Below are 12,729 nucleotides of genomic sequence, written 5' to 3' on the forward strand. Positions count from 1 at the left end.
ATCGCCGGATCGCCGGATCGCCGGACCGCCGGATCAGATAGGCATCGTGTTTGTTTGGACCTGGGCCCGCATACTTTCGCGGGCCTCTTTAGGCGGCACACCAAAGCGCTGCCGAAATGCCCGGCTGAAATGGGCAGAGCTGCTGAAGCCCCAGTGATACGCAATTTCAGTGATGGTCTTGTGGTGATGGGCTAGACGGCGCAAATCCTGTTCAGCGCCTTGCAGGCGCATGGACCAAATCCAGTTTGTCAGTGAATCGGTCTCGCCTTCCCAGGCGCGATGCACAGTGCTGGCTGTCAGGCCCAGGCGTTTGGCAATCTTGCCTATATTCAGCTCGGGGTCGCGCAGATTCTCCAATACATAGGTTTTGATCCGGTCGCGCCGCACGGATCCCGTATCGTCCTTTAAGGACGGGCTGCCCAGATTCTCGGCCAGCGCTGCCACCAGAATACCGACCAGGCTGTCGGCAAGTGATAGATCCACAATAGGCCCGCCGGTTGGCGGGCATGCCATCAGCTCGCTCACCATATAGGAGAGCAGTCGTGCCGTGCCGGATTGGGCGCTGGTTATTTTGCAGGCTGTCATATCTTCGGCATTGCGCAAACGCTTGCGCAGGATGGAGCCGGGCATAGACAGGACATACTGCTCAAAGTCCTGGTCAAACAGGAGTTGATAGGGGCGTGTGGAGTCGTACAGGGCCAGATCGCCGGGTTTCAGTGTAGCGGTCTTTTCATCCTGAATTAGTTGTCCCGCTCCTGCCACTTGAATACTGAGCAGAAAAATATCCTCGGACGCTCTGGAAATTTGCAGCGGCGTGCGCAGCACGGTCTGGGTGGTCGAGGAGATGCGAGATAGGCTGACCTCTGCCAGTTCCCGTCGCGTAATGGCCCCGAAGAAAGGGGTAGCGGAACGGGAGGGGACGGCGCACTCCAGCTGCACATAAGCTTTGTTGACGGCCTCCATCCAATAGGGGGCGCGCCGGGTAGCGGGAACTGCCGTGGTGGACCATTGCTCCATTGATGATCTCTCCGTCTTGGGTCCGAAGGCTGACAGCAGGGACCGCGGTCAACTGGACTGACTAAGTATCAGGCAAGATCTCTGGTTTGAGCCAGACCAGAAAGAGTGGCAGGGGTCGATAATTTCAGACCAGGACGACGCGGATGCAGGACTGGGGAGCAGAAGGAGTCACGGCCCGGGCAAGCTGTCCGGGCCTTGTCATCTCTTGGGATCAGGACGGCTCTTGCACTAGCAGTGCGTCCGAGTCCTGGGGATGGCTGATAGCGAATGAGGTAATCGTACTTTGCACACCTGGCTCGGGAGCCTCCGCCTTGGTCACGCTTTTGGAGTGCACTCGAGTCATAGGGTCGCGGTGCCCCAAGTCCAGCACCAGACGGGTGGCTTCAGGTTTGGAATAGTGGCCCACGGGGTCATTGATCGCCTTGGCGAAGGCAATCTCCTCCATATTCAGATCGGCAATGATCAAGCCTTCGGCATCGTGAGGCAGGTAGGGAGCCAGAGTACGCCCGTCCGGTGCAAAAATCATGGAGCTGCCACCGCCCACTTTCAGCAAAGAGGCGTTGTGCTCACCCACTTCCAGCATGTCCAGCGTCTCTTGAGTAACCACACTGCTGGCGGCGATGGTAAAGCACTGGCCTTCCACCGAATAGATTTGCGAGGCGGCCATGTTCACCTTGGCACTGAGGGCGTGGGCCTGTTCGCTGTATAGCGAAAACGACGGCCAGGCAGCAATGTGAATGGCTTCATGCTGGGAGTACAGCGCGTACTTGCTCAAGGGCGACAAATGCTCCCAGCAGCATAGAGCGCCGACGCGTCCCAGTTCTGTGTCGGACACAATCAGATCGCGGGCATAACCCTCACCAAATACGGTGCGCTCTACATGCGTGGGTTTGAGTTTGCGGCGTGACCATAGCATCTCGCCTTTGTCATCGATCAGGCATTGGCCCAGATACAGGCTGCCACCGCTGCGTTCGCTATAGCCCAATGCGATGAAAATGCCCAAGGTTCGCGCAGCCTGGGCAATGCGCTGAAACTCTGCGCTGTCCAGCGAGAGCGAATTGGCATAGTAACGAGCGCTGTATTTCAGTGACCAGGCCGGTGCACCTAGCCAGACGTGGAAGGGATAGCCTGGCAACCAGGTTTCACCAAATACGATCAGGTCGCAGCCTTCATCACGCGCTTGTCGAGCCAGTTCAATGGTTTTATCAACACCTGCTGCCAGGTCGTAGTTGGGAGAGGCGGCCTGTACGGCGGCTGCCCGGACGATTTTCCTTGTCTGCATACATCCTCCTTGTCGCGGTATCCGCGATCTTGATCGCCAGGCCGTGCTGCTTACAGAGCCCGGCCATCCTGTTTTGTGTCAGTTTAGGAGGGGAGGACAGTGCTGAATTGACTGACAGGCGCAGAAGGCTTGACTGGGAGTCGCAGACGTGCGGGCAGGAAGCCCCCAATCCTGACCCGGATGTCCGTGCAGTGAACGAGAAAAGTGCGGCCCGTCTGGTTTAAAGTGCGAAACTGTATTGCACTGTCAGCCCCAGGCCCACGACCCACAAAATCAGGGGGATAGGGCGCATCAGCAGGCCGGGAATGGCACGCAGGATAAAGCCGATCAGGCGGGTGAACAACCAGAGCAGGGGCGGCGATTGATCTTTTTCCTTCATATAGATGATGCCTTGCGACAGCAAAAAGGACTGCGACAAGTAGGCGGCGTAAAACACCATGCCCAGGGAAAAGGCCAGCCAGTAATACAACATGCTCATAGGATGCAAAAAGAAAGAGTACGGCGCATTATATCGGTCTGCAGCAGCTATGATCGTATTTTTGGCCGGACCTTGTGCCGGCTGTGGGTGCAGGCTTTTTGTACGAGGCAGGTATGCAAAATATTTATTCTATTGATGGGCTGGTGCCAGTGGTTCACCCCACGGCCTATGTTCATCCTACCGCTGTACTGATTGGTGACGTCATTATTGGCGAGGGCGTGTATATCGGTCCTTCGGCCAGTTTGCGCGGGGACTTCGGGCGCATCATCATGAAGGCCGGTTCCAATATTCAGGATACCTGTGTGATTCACGGTACGCCTTACCAAGACACAGTGGTGCATGAGGACGGTCATGTCGGACATGGAGCAGTGCTGCACGGCTGCGTGATCGGTCGTAACGTGCTGGTGGGCATGAATGCCGTGGTGATGGATGCTGCCGACATCGGTGCAGACAGCATTATCGGCGCCATGGCCTTTGTGAAGAAAGGTATGCAAGTGCCACCACGCAGTCTGGTGGCTGGGTCTCCGGCCACGGTGGTCAAGGAACTGGATCAGAAAGCCATTGATGGCAAGTTTTTCGGCACACGCATGTATCAGCGTCTGGCCCAGCGTTCACTGGCTACGATGCAGCGTGTGGAGCCTTTGACCGAAGTGGAAGCCAATCGCCCACGCCTGCGTGAAGATCAGATTTATCCAGTGGATAAGTAAGGCAGCTCGGTCTTTCTCCAGGATTGTTGCTTGCCGAGCGCAACGCAGTTTCGGAGCCGGTCTGAAAGTGCTTGGAATATGTCACCAAGCAGTCGTTTTTGCTCACGTATTTCAGGCAATAAAAAACCCCTTTAGGGCCGGAGGAGAATCCAGCATCAAGGGGTTTTTCCATTCAGTGCGGACCAGCAGGCGGGTGGGGCAGGCCCACCACGCATTGCTATTGCGCTCTGAATTTCTCCGGCTTATTTGCCAGCTGCAGCCAAAGCCTGTTTCCAGGCTTCGATGACCGTTTCGTACTCGGCAGCAGCCTTCAAAGGATCGATGTTGGCCACTTTGATCTGATCCAGGTTAGGCAACTTGGTCAGCTCGGCCACATTGATGTCGCTGCGAGTAGGACGGCGGAAGTTCTCCACCAGCTCGGCTTCCTGTACTTCTTTGGAGAGCAGAACGTCGACCAGTTTGCGAGCCGCTTCCTGGCCGTTCTTGGGGTTCTTGATTACGGCTACGCCTTCAGGAGCGATGAAGGTACCGTCTTCAGGGTAGATCAGCTCAATGCCTTTCTGACCACCGGCCACGTAGGCGTAGGCCGCGTATTCCATGGTCACGCCCAAGGGGTACTCGCCGTTAGCCACGCTTTTGTAGACCTGGCCCGAGCTCTTGGACACGATCACGTTGGCTGCCAGCTTTTGCAGGCCTTCTGCACCGTACAGTTGGTAGATGCCATAAACCTGGTCGTAGGCACTGCCCGATGATGCGGGGTCACCAATAATGACCTTGCCTTTCCACTGAGGATCGAACAGATCGGACCAGGTTTTTGGAGCGGCCTGGCCTTTCAGTTGGCGCTCGTTGGCCATGATGACCATGACGTGGGCGTTGGAGCTGGTCCACAGGCTGTCCTTGCCGTGGAAGGCTTCAGGAATGGCCTTGTTCTCGGGCGATTCGTAGGCTTCAAAGTTCTGCTGGAAAGCCGCCATGGTGCCGTAGCCAGTGCCCCAGACCACGTCACCCAGCGGGTTCTGTGCTTCGGCTTCGATACGCTTCATCAAGGCACCAGCGCCCGAGGTCACTTGTTGAATGGACAGGTCAGACGCGGTCTTGCGAGCAATTTCCAGCGCCGTATCAATGGTTTGCACATTATTGGGCGTGTACATCACGGCATTGGCGGCCAGGGCGGCACCGGACAGGGACAGGGCGCCGACACTGAGGGAGAGTGCCAGACCAGTTTTCAGAAAACGTGTAGTCAGCATAGTGAGCCTTTTTAGATTAGCGGCTGGAAAACAGATCCAGCTTGAGAAAACGGATAGCCAGATAAATCGGCACCAGAATCACGACCATCAAGATCACCCCATAGGCCGAAGCGCGGGCCAGGAAGCCAGCGTCGATCTGACGGAACATCTGGATGGGCATGGTCTCCATGCCACCGTAATACAGCACGATAGTGGCGGAAATTTCAGCCAGCGAAGTGACCCACATCAGGATGGCCGCACCCAGAATGGCGGGCTTCATCAAGGGCAGAACCACTTTGAAGAAACTCTGGAAGGGGCTGACACCCAGATTGATGGAGGCCTCTTCGATAGAGTCGGGAATGTTGTAGAGCGAGGCCGAGGCCGAGCGAATGGAGAAGGGCACTTTACGCACAAAGTACGCACCGGCCATGATCACCCAGGTGCCAGTCAGCACCAGCATGCCGCTGTTGTAGGTCTGGATCAGGGCAATACCCAGCACGGTGCCGGAAATGGCCAAAGGCAGCATCACCATATAGTCCAGCGCGGTTACCACGAACAGGCGCTTTTTCACGATCAGGTAACTGCAGATCGTGGCAAAGCAGGTGCCTGCAATAGTGGCGACACTGGCCAGCATCAGCGAGTTCAAAATGGGCTCGGGAGCGTAGCGCAGGGCACGCTCCATATTGTCCAGCGTGAAGGTTCCGTATTGCATGACCGGGCCGCTGGCTTTGGTGAAGGCACCAATCAGCACGATAAAGGCCGGAATCAGCGAGAAGGTCACAAACAGTACGGCACCGATGGTCAGCAAGATGCCGGCCAGCCCTTGAGCACGAACCGGACGCGGGGCGCGGCCTTGCTGCATCTGGAAGGTCTTGCGCTCCAGGACCCGCTTCTGGATGAACAACACCGCACCGACCAGAATCACGGACACCACGGCCAGCACACCTTGCATGGTGGGGTTGCCGCTCATCTCGGACAGAAAGGTGGTGTAGGTCAGCGAGGACAGCACATCGACCTGACCACCCAGAATCATGGGAATGGAGAAGTTGTCCACGGCCAGCGTGAACACAATCATGGCATTGACCAGCAGGGCAGGCATCAGCACCGGGAAGGTGACGCTGAGCGCGCGCTTGAAATTGCTGGCGCCCAGGTTCACGGCGGCTTCTTCCAGCGTGCCGTCAATGGCCTTGAGCGCAGCCAGCATGCCGATATACACATAGGTGTAATCGTTCAGGATCAGCACATAGGACATGCCAAACCAGCCGTAGAAACTGGGCAGGTCAATACCAATGCTTTCCAGGGCCAGACGCACCACACCGTTATTGCCCAGCAGCATCAGCCAGGCCTGCGAGACGATGATGTCCGGCAGCACAATGGTGGTCAAAGGCAGAATCGCCACGATGGCCTTGCCGGGGAAGTCGTAGCGGGCCACTACATAGGCCAGCGGCGCACCCAGCAGCAGCGTTCCTATCGTGGAGATCAACCCCAGCTTGATGGTGTTGAAGAAGGCCTCAACATAGCGTGCGTCGCTAAAGAAGGTCTCAAAGCCGTGCAGGCTGGGCATGCCTGTTGCCGGGTCGATCACGCTTTGATAGAACAGGGAGGCGAGTGGCCAGACAACCCAGAACACCAGCACCACCAGACAGACCAGGGCGGGCAGGAACCAGGGAGAACGAAGGGCCAGGGGTCTTGCAGCAATAGCCATGGGTCTTACGCCTCGACCAGACGACATTCAGGGCTAAAGCTCAGGTTCACCGAAGCACCTGCAGACAGATGCGGGTCCTGGGCAGCGGCAACGTCGGCAATAATTTGCTTGCCGTCGTTCAGCTTCAGGCTGTAGGCCGTTTTGGTTCCCAGATACTGGCGAGCCACGACTTGAGCCGGAATGCTGCTAGCCTGAGCCTCGGTATGCAGGGTGATGTTTTCGGGGCGCACTGCCAGCAGCACTTGGCCGACAGGGGGCGGGTTGTTCACCAGAATGTGCCCACCCGCAATGCTGACGGTGGTGTGACCGTCCTCCACATGCACGCCCAGGGTGTCGATCAGATTGGCTGCGCCAATAAAGTCGGCGGCATAGGCAGTGCGTGGTGTGGAGTACATGGCTTCGGGGGTATCGAGCTGGTCGATACGGCCCTGGCGCAGCAAGGCAATACGGTCCGACATGGACAGGGCTTCTTCCTGATCATGCGTCACGAAAATAGCGGTGATATTGGATTCCTGCTGCAATTCGCGGATGACCTGGCGCATTTGAATACGCAGCTTGGCATCCAGGTTGGACAAAGGCTCGTCCATCAGCAGAACACGGGGTTCAATCACCAGGGCGCGGGCCAGGGCTACACGCTGGCGTTGGCCTCCGGACAGCTCAGCTGGGTAACGCTCGCCCATGCCACCCAGTTCCACACGCTCCAGAATGTAGGCGACTTTTTTCTTGATCTCGCTGCTGCTGACTTTGCGTACCCGCAAGCCGTAAGCCACATTGTCAAACACGGTTTTATCGGGGAACAGCGCGTAGTCCTGGAACACCATGCCGGTCTCACGCTTGTGCGCGGGCAGGTAGGTAATGTCTTCCTTGTCCAGAAACAGGCGGCCTTCATCAGGAATGATGAAACCGGCAATCATGCGCAGCAAGGTTGTTTTGCCGCAGCCGCTGGGCCCTAATAAAGTGAAGAACTCGCCATGCCGGATTTGCAGGCTCAGTTCATTGATGATGGTATTGCTGCCGTAGCGTTTCACTACGTGATCGATGTGGATGTCTGCCATGGGGATAGATCAGCCTGGGACTGAGTAGTGCAGGTAAACCGCGCATCAAGGGGGCGGTTGCCTAGGCTTTGAAAAGAAGTGGTTCAGCGGCCAGTAGCGACGCAAACATCACCGGGGCGTGAACACGAACATTAATTACAAGTTAGTGACAAGTTTTATAGGAAGTTGCTATCTTAGCAGCAGGCCAATGCTTGTAGTTTTAATTATCAGGCGTCTAAGTCCGTAGCAAAGGCTGATCTACTCAGTGTTACCCAGTGGGCAAGAAAAAAAAATTCCGTCGAACAGGCATCATATTGCGATAATCAGGTGGTAGTAATGTGTCTTGCTTTTTCGTCTAAAGCGGTCTAGTGCGGGTCGGGGTTTCTTGTGTCAAATAAAGGCCCTTATAGTGAGTTCAAAAAGAATGACAGTTTCCTGCAAGGGGCAGGAGTGGGAGAGGGACACTAAAGGGTAGGTTTCTATCCTGTTCAGGCCGGTCTTCACCAGGCCTGTTTTTTGCACATCCGAATTTATAGATGGTGTTCCGGTGTTGAGGGCAAACACACACCGGGCCGGAGAGGTTGTTGGGTCGTGTCCACGTGGTGACAGACTCACCCATCCGGGTACTGCACGTCGTCAGAGATCGTAGAAGTTAGTTAATTAACTGGAGATTGAAGATGCGACTGGGTGTACTAAGCCCCCGGGGGACCGGGGAAAAGAGGGTAGCGGCCACGCCCGATACCATCAAGGCTTACCGCAAGGCGGGCCATGATGTGATTATCGAGGCGGGCGCCGGACAGGGGATTGCCAGCTCGGATGCCGATTACGAGGCAGCAGGGGCAACGATAGGAGATCCCTATCAAGCCACCGTGCTGCTGGTAGTGGGCCCGGCTGATGTTGATTCGGCGCGTTTGCGTGCCGAGCATGTGGTCGTCGGTATGCTGGACCCTTACGAAAGTCAGGGTCTGGACAGGCTGGCTTCTTCGGGCTGCCAGGCGTTCGCCCTGGAGCTGATCCCGCGTACCACGCGGGCGCAAAGCATGGACGTTCTGTCCTCGCAGGCCAATATCGCGGGTTATGCCGCTGTGCTGAAAGCAGCCACCTTATATCCCCGGTTCTTTCCCATGATGATGACCGCGGCGGGTACCGTCAAAGCGGCCCGTGTCGTGGTGCTGGGCGCGGGTGTGGCCGGTTTGCAGGCGATTGCCACGGCACGTCGTCTGGGGGCGGTGGTAGAAGCCTCTGATGTGCGTCCTGCCGCGCGTGAGCAGATCGAGTCCTTGGGCGGCAAGTTTATTGATGTGCCCTATGAGACCGATGAAGAGCGCGAAGCGGCACAAGGGGTAGGCGGTTATGCCCGTCCCATGCCTGCCTCCTGGTTGCAACGGCAGGCGGCGGTGGTGGCGGCACGTTGTGCCCAGGCCGACGTCATCATTACTACGGCCTTGATTCCGGGGCGGCCCGCCCCGCGTCTGATTGCCGAGGAAGTGGTGCAGTCCATGCGGGCAGGTTCGGTCATTGTTGACCTGGCTGCGGCCCGTGGCGGCAACTGCGCCTTGACCGAAGCCGACCAGATTGTGGAGAAATATGGCGTGACCCTGGTGGGCGAGACCAACTTCCCGGCCCGTGTGGCTGCGGATGCGTCTGCCTTGTATGCACGCAATATTCAACAGTTCCTGGGCTTGATGCTCAAGGATCAGTCTGACGAGCTGCATATCCCTGCGGACGACGACATTGTGAATGCCAGCCGTGTTGTACAGGGTGGCAAACGACTCTTTCCACAGCAGGGAGCCTGACGCCATGGATATTATTTCTCCCCTGGTCATTAACCTGATCATCTTTGTGCTGGCCATTTACGTGGGTTACCACGTGGTCTGGACAGTGACGCCCGCTTTGCACACGCCCTTGATGGCGGTGACCAACGCGATTTCGGCCATCATTATTGTGGGCGGGATGCTGGCAGCGGCCCTGACCGAAAGCCCTTGGGCGCAGGCGATGGGCATTATTGCCACCGCGCTGGCCTCGGTAAACGTGTTTGGTGGTTTCCTGGTAACCCGCCGCATGTTGGAAATGTTCAAAAAGAAGGGCGCTAAAAATACGCCCAAGGAAGGGCAGTCATGATTTCCATGAATACCGTTACCTTGTGCTATTTGTTGGCCTCGGTGTGTTTCATTCAGGCCCTGAAAGGCTTGTCGCATCCAGCCAGTTCGCGTCGTGGCAACTTGTTTGGCATGGTGGGGATGGCCTTGGCCATTGCGACCACAGCCGTGCTGATTTATAGCCTGGCCCCTGAAGGCAAAGAGCTCTCTGGTCTGCTGCGGGTTCTGATTGGTCTGGTGATTGGTGGCGTGCTGGGTACCGTCATGGCACGCCGTGTCGAGATGACCAAGATGCCGGAACTGGTGGCCTTCATGCACAGCATGATTGGTCTGGCGGCGGTAGCCATTGCGATTGCCGTGGTGCTGGAGCCGGTGGCCTTCGGCATTGGCTCGGCCGAGGTGGCTCTGCCCATGGGTAACCGTGTGGAGCTGGCTTTGGGCGCGCTGGTCGGTGCCATTACCTTCTCCGGTTCGGTGATCGCGTTTGGCAAGCTGTCGGGCAAGTACAAGTTCCGACTGTTCCAGGGCGCACCCGTTACCTTCAAAGGTCAGCACATGCTGAACCTGCTGCTGGGTCTGCTGGCCCTGGCTTGCGGCGTGATCTTCGTGATGACCCAGGCATGGTGGGCCTTTGGTGTGCTGCTGGCCTTGTCCTTCCTGCTGGGCGTGATGCTGATCATCCCGATTGGCGGCGCAGACATGCCCGTGGTGGTGTCCATGCTGAACAGCTATTCGGGCTGGGCAGCAGCAGGGATTGGTTTTTCCCTGAACAACTCCATGCTGATCATTGCCGGTTCGCTGGTGGGTTCCTCCGGTGCGATTCTGTCTTACATCATGTGCAAGGCCATGAACCGCGCCTTCTTCAACGTGATTCTGGGCGGTTTTGGTGCCAATCCGGAAGCGGCTGCGGGTGGTGCAGATCAGGGTAATCGTTCGGTGAAATCCGGCAGTGCTGAAGATGCCGCGTTCATGATGAGCAATGCCGAGTCCGTGGTGATTGTGCCTGGTTATGGTTTGGCCGTGGCCCGTGCTCAACACGCCTTGAAAGAGCTGTCGGACAAGCTGACCAGCCAGGGTGTGAATGTGCGCTACGCCATTCACCCGGTCGCCGGTCGTATGCCTGGCCATATGAACGTCTTGCTGGCCGAGGCCGAAATGCCTTACGAGCAGGTCTTTGAAATGGACGACATCAATAGCGAGTTTGCTCAGACCGATGTGGTGCTGGTGTTGGGGGCCAACGACGTGGTCAACCCGGCCGCCAAGAACGATCCGGCTTCGCCGATTGCGGGCATGCCGATTCTGGAAGCCTACAAAGCTCGCACCGTGATCGTGAACAAGCGCTCCATGGCTGCTGGTTATGCTGGTCTGGATAACGAGCTGTTCTATATGGACAAGACCATGATGGTGTTTGGCGATGCCAAAAAGACCATCGAAGATATGGTCAAAGCGCTGTAAGACAAGTCCGTCTTCGCGCTGGCAGTAAAAAGCGCTCTGGTTCCTTGCGGGCCAGAGCGCTTTCTTGTTGAGTAGAGCGAATTTAGAACTTGGGGCCGGAGCGCAATTGCTCGCACATCTGCTTGCGCTGCTCGGCAGTGGCTTTTTGCAGATCCTGACGGCCACGGTCCAGGCCTTGCTCAAAGGCTTTATCAAAGTCCTCGTCGTTCAGGCCCATGCTTTGAATGGAAGACTTCTGCTGTTTTTTCATCTCATCAAGCTGGGTCTGGCTGTAGTCACCGCAAACTTCGGCGGCAGCGTGCATGGCTCCGCCCATTTGCGCCAGCTGAATGGCAGGGCCGCTATCCTGGGCGTAGCTATTGGCGCTGGCCAGAAGGAGGGCCGCTAAAGGCAAAAGAAGTTTTGTGCGCTCAAACATGGTCAATCCTGTCGATTAAGAGGAGGTCCGCGCAGACTCTGTGGTCTAACAAGAGCAGGCAGGCTCTGTCTGGGCGGAAGTCGCTACTTTACACCGCTTGTCCCTTTACGGTTGAGGCCGTAGGGGCGGGAAAGTGCAACAGACATTGTGCCCGGTCTGCAGTCGTGGAGTTTTGATCTGTTTGCAGGTAAGCGGCGGTATGCAGGGTAAAAGCAGCAGGCAAAGAAAAAGCCCTGATGACGATGTCATCAGGGCTGATCTTTTCAGAGTCTCATCCATTGGGTTTGACCCCACGAGTTCTAACTCTGGTCGCTGATTTCCGTGAGGAAACCAACTTGAATATGGCGCGGCTGGCAAGATTCGAACTCACGACCCCTTGGTTCGTAGCCAAGTACTCTATCCAACTGAGCTACAGCCGCTAAAGAAGTGAAACTATAGCAGACTATTTATCAGCGTGACAAGCCTAAAAAGCATTTTTCTTGAAATAAGTGCGAAATTTTTCTGAAAACACGGGAAAATAAGGCTTTGGAGTGGTGTGCGGGGCAGGGGGCTGCGGATTTAACCCGGCACTTTGTAGTGTTTTTAAGCCAGGGTATGGATGACCTTGCCGATGCAAGAGTGACTTGCTGCTTGGGGAGTGGGGCCATTACTCTTTGTGCGGTTGCGTCAGAATCGAACGTGATGATGCGGCTGTCACCAGTTAATTAGCAGCAGTTTAGCTGCATCAGGAGTTACAGGCATGGTTCCATTCGGCTTGAGTCCGGCACAGTTTCAGCAGCGTTATAAACGGTGTTTGGAGCGCGCCTCAAAGCATTTTATTGCTGAACTGCGTACCTTGTTTGCCTTGTCTGTGCCAGATAGTGTCGCGGATGCCGAGGTGCAAATCTTCTTTGGTGAAGACGGCCTGGAAACTCCGTCGGCATGGATTTACTACCGTGGTGACAATAATAAAGTAGACAGCAACGACCCTTCCATTTTCCCCGGTAGGGCCATGGAGCTTTCTCTGGGTTTGGGCAAGATGGACGCCTTCCACGAAGACTATTTCCTGGATGACGAGTTTGATGGCTTGAGTATTGCCGCCAATACTATCCAAGCGTGGTTTGCAGAGTGCTGGTGGAAAGCGGGTGGGTGGAGCTATGCCGTCCCCGTGGCAGCATGGGTGCACGATGGCTTTGGTGACGGTGCGGGTATTGAGTTGTCTGAAAGGCGATAAGGCCTCGTAGCAATAGAGTTCCTAACTATATAAAGCCATAACCGCTATTGCTCGTTCTATTTCTTCGTTCAAGCCTGCTCGTATTGCTTATTGTT

At 56.4% G+C, this 12,729-nt stretch carries 12 protein-coding genes and 1 tRNA gene; 5 read left to right on the top strand and 8 right to left on the bottom strand.

All coding sequences use genetic code 11. From position 1 onward, the window contains the following. Positions 1-33: 33 nt before the first annotated feature. From NBV64_RS05445 to NBV64_RS05455, 3 genes are all read right to left on the bottom strand, one after another. On the bottom strand, positions 34-1,017 hold the full coding sequence (locus tag NBV64_RS05445; RefSeq protein ID WP_250756834.1) for an AraC-like ligand-binding domain-containing protein: 984 nt from the start codon (positions 1,015-1,017) through the stop codon (positions 34-36). Between the two features lie 211 nt (positions 1,018-1,228). After that, on the bottom strand, positions 1,229-2,299 hold the full coding sequence (locus NBV64_RS05450) for a nitrilase (protein WP_009457793.1): 1,071 nt from the start codon (positions 2,297-2,299) through the stop codon (positions 1,229-1,231). A gap of 220 nt (positions 2,300-2,519) precedes the next feature. Next, positions 2,520-2,777, bottom strand: a complete 258-nt coding sequence (locus NBV64_RS05455; RefSeq protein ID WP_022983531.1) for a hypothetical protein — start codon at positions 2,775-2,777, stop codon at positions 2,520-2,522. Between the two features lie 113 nt (positions 2,778-2,890). Here NBV64_RS05455 and NBV64_RS05460 point away from each other — a divergent pair, with 113 nt between their 5' ends. Continuing rightward, positions 2,891-3,484 (top strand): phenylacetic acid degradation protein PaaY, encoded by a 594-nt coding sequence (locus tag NBV64_RS05460; protein WP_250756835.1) that lies wholly within the window; start codon positions 2,891-2,893, stop codon positions 3,482-3,484. 242 nt (positions 3,485-3,726) lie between these two features. On the opposite strand, the gene NBV64_RS05465 is transcribed toward NBV64_RS05460, so the two are convergent. Genes NBV64_RS05465 through NBV64_RS05475 form a run of 3 tightly spaced genes read right to left on the bottom strand, consistent with a single transcriptional unit; the run spans position 3,727 to position 7,470 of the window. Beyond that, positions 3,727-4,731, bottom strand: coding sequence for an extracellular solute-binding protein (locus tag NBV64_RS05465; protein WP_250756836.1), 1,005 nt, complete (start codon positions 4,729-4,731; stop codon positions 3,727-3,729). 16 nt (positions 4,732-4,747) lie between these two features. After that, positions 4,748-6,415: an ABC transporter permease gene (locus tag NBV64_RS05470; protein ID WP_250756837.1), complete on the bottom strand. Its 1,668-nt coding sequence runs from the start codon at positions 6,413-6,415 to the stop codon at positions 4,748-4,750. A 5-nt stretch (positions 6,416-6,420) separates the two neighbouring features. Continuing rightward, entirely contained in the window at positions 6,421-7,470 is a 1,050-nt protein-coding gene (locus NBV64_RS05475; protein WP_022983533.1) for an ABC transporter ATP-binding protein, read from the bottom strand. Positions 7,471-8,126: 656 nt separating this feature from the next. On the opposite strand from NBV64_RS05475, the gene NBV64_RS05480 reads away from it, so the two are divergent. From NBV64_RS05480 to NBV64_RS05490, 3 genes are read left to right on the top strand one after another with little or no spacing between them, the layout of a single operon-like run. Next, complete coding sequence (locus NBV64_RS05480) at positions 8,127-9,245, top strand: NAD(P) transhydrogenase subunit alpha (RefSeq protein ID WP_026484257.1); 1,119 nt, start codon at positions 8,127-8,129, stop codon at positions 9,243-9,245. Between the two features lie 4 nt (positions 9,246-9,249). After that, positions 9,250-9,570 carry an NAD(P) transhydrogenase subunit alpha part 2 gene (locus NBV64_RS05485; RefSeq protein WP_009457776.1) on the top strand — a complete coding sequence of 107 codons (321 nt, stop codon included), beginning with the start codon at positions 9,250-9,252 and terminating at the stop codon, positions 9,568-9,570. Continuing rightward, positions 9,567-11,003 (top strand): NAD(P)(+) transhydrogenase (Re/Si-specific) subunit beta, encoded by a 1,437-nt coding sequence (locus NBV64_RS05490; protein ID WP_009457774.1) that lies wholly within the window; start codon positions 9,567-9,569, stop codon positions 11,001-11,003. Before NBV64_RS05485 ends, NBV64_RS05490 begins: the two co-directional genes overlap by 4 nt. An 82-nt stretch (positions 11,004-11,085) precedes the next feature. Here the strand turns inward: NBV64_RS05490 and NBV64_RS05495 are convergent, their stop codons facing one another. Beyond that, positions 11,086-11,421, bottom strand: a complete 336-nt coding sequence (locus NBV64_RS05495) for a hypothetical protein (protein ID WP_035270874.1) — start codon at positions 11,419-11,421, stop codon at positions 11,086-11,088. Between the two features lie 342 nt (positions 11,422-11,763). Then, positions 11,764-11,840 (bottom strand) — tRNA-Arg (locus tag NBV64_RS05500). 320 nt (positions 11,841-12,160) lie between these two features. Here NBV64_RS05500 and NBV64_RS05505 point away from each other — a divergent pair. Beyond that, positions 12,161-12,634 (top strand): hypothetical protein, encoded by a 474-nt coding sequence (locus NBV64_RS05505; protein WP_250756838.1) that lies wholly within the window; start codon positions 12,161-12,163, stop codon positions 12,632-12,634. Positions 12,635-12,729: the final 95 nt, after the last annotated feature.

The sequence above is a fragment of the Alcaligenes sp. DN25 genome, from assembly GCF_023674485.1.
GTDB lineage: Bacteria > Pseudomonadota > Gammaproteobacteria > Burkholderiales > Burkholderiaceae_B > Alcaligenes > Alcaligenes phenolicus.

Bases quoted from the DNA above. Each gene is read 5' to 3' on its own strand.
- NBV64_RS05445 (WP_250756834.1), bottom strand. From the start codon at position 1,017: ATGGAGCAATGGTCCACCACGGCAGTTCCCGCTACCCGGCGCGCCCCC.
- NBV64_RS05450 (WP_009457793.1), bottom strand. From the start codon at position 2,299: ATGCAGACAAGGAAAATCGTCCGGGCAGCCGCCGTACAGGCCGCCTCT.
- NBV64_RS05455 (WP_022983531.1), bottom strand. From the start codon at position 2,777: ATGAGCATGTTGTATTACTGGCTGGCCTTTTCCCTGGGCATGGTGTTT.
- NBV64_RS05460 (WP_250756835.1), top strand. From the start codon at position 2,891: ATGCAAAATATTTATTCTATTGATGGGCTGGTGCCAGTGGTTCACCCC.
- NBV64_RS05465 (WP_250756836.1), bottom strand. From the start codon at position 4,731: ATGCTGACTACACGTTTTCTGAAAACTGGTCTGGCACTCTCCCTCAGT.
- NBV64_RS05470 (WP_250756837.1), bottom strand. From the start codon at position 6,415: ATGGCTATTGCTGCAAGACCCCTGGCCCTTCGTTCTCCCTGGTTCCTG.
- NBV64_RS05475 (WP_022983533.1), bottom strand. From the start codon at position 7,470: ATGGCAGACATCCACATCGATCACGTAGTGAAACGCTACGGCAGCAAT.
- NBV64_RS05480 (WP_026484257.1), top strand. From the start codon at position 8,127: ATGCGACTGGGTGTACTAAGCCCCCGGGGGACCGGGGAAAAGAGGGTA.
- NBV64_RS05485 (WP_009457776.1), top strand. From the start codon at position 9,250: ATGGATATTATTTCTCCCCTGGTCATTAACCTGATCATCTTTGTGCTG.
- NBV64_RS05490 (WP_009457774.1), top strand. From the start codon at position 9,567: ATGATTTCCATGAATACCGTTACCTTGTGCTATTTGTTGGCCTCGGTG.
- NBV64_RS05495 (WP_035270874.1), bottom strand. From the start codon at position 11,421: ATGTTTGAGCGCACAAAACTTCTTTTGCCTTTAGCGGCCCTCCTTCTG.
- NBV64_RS05505 (WP_250756838.1), top strand. From the start codon at position 12,161: ATGGTTCCATTCGGCTTGAGTCCGGCACAGTTTCAGCAGCGTTATAAA.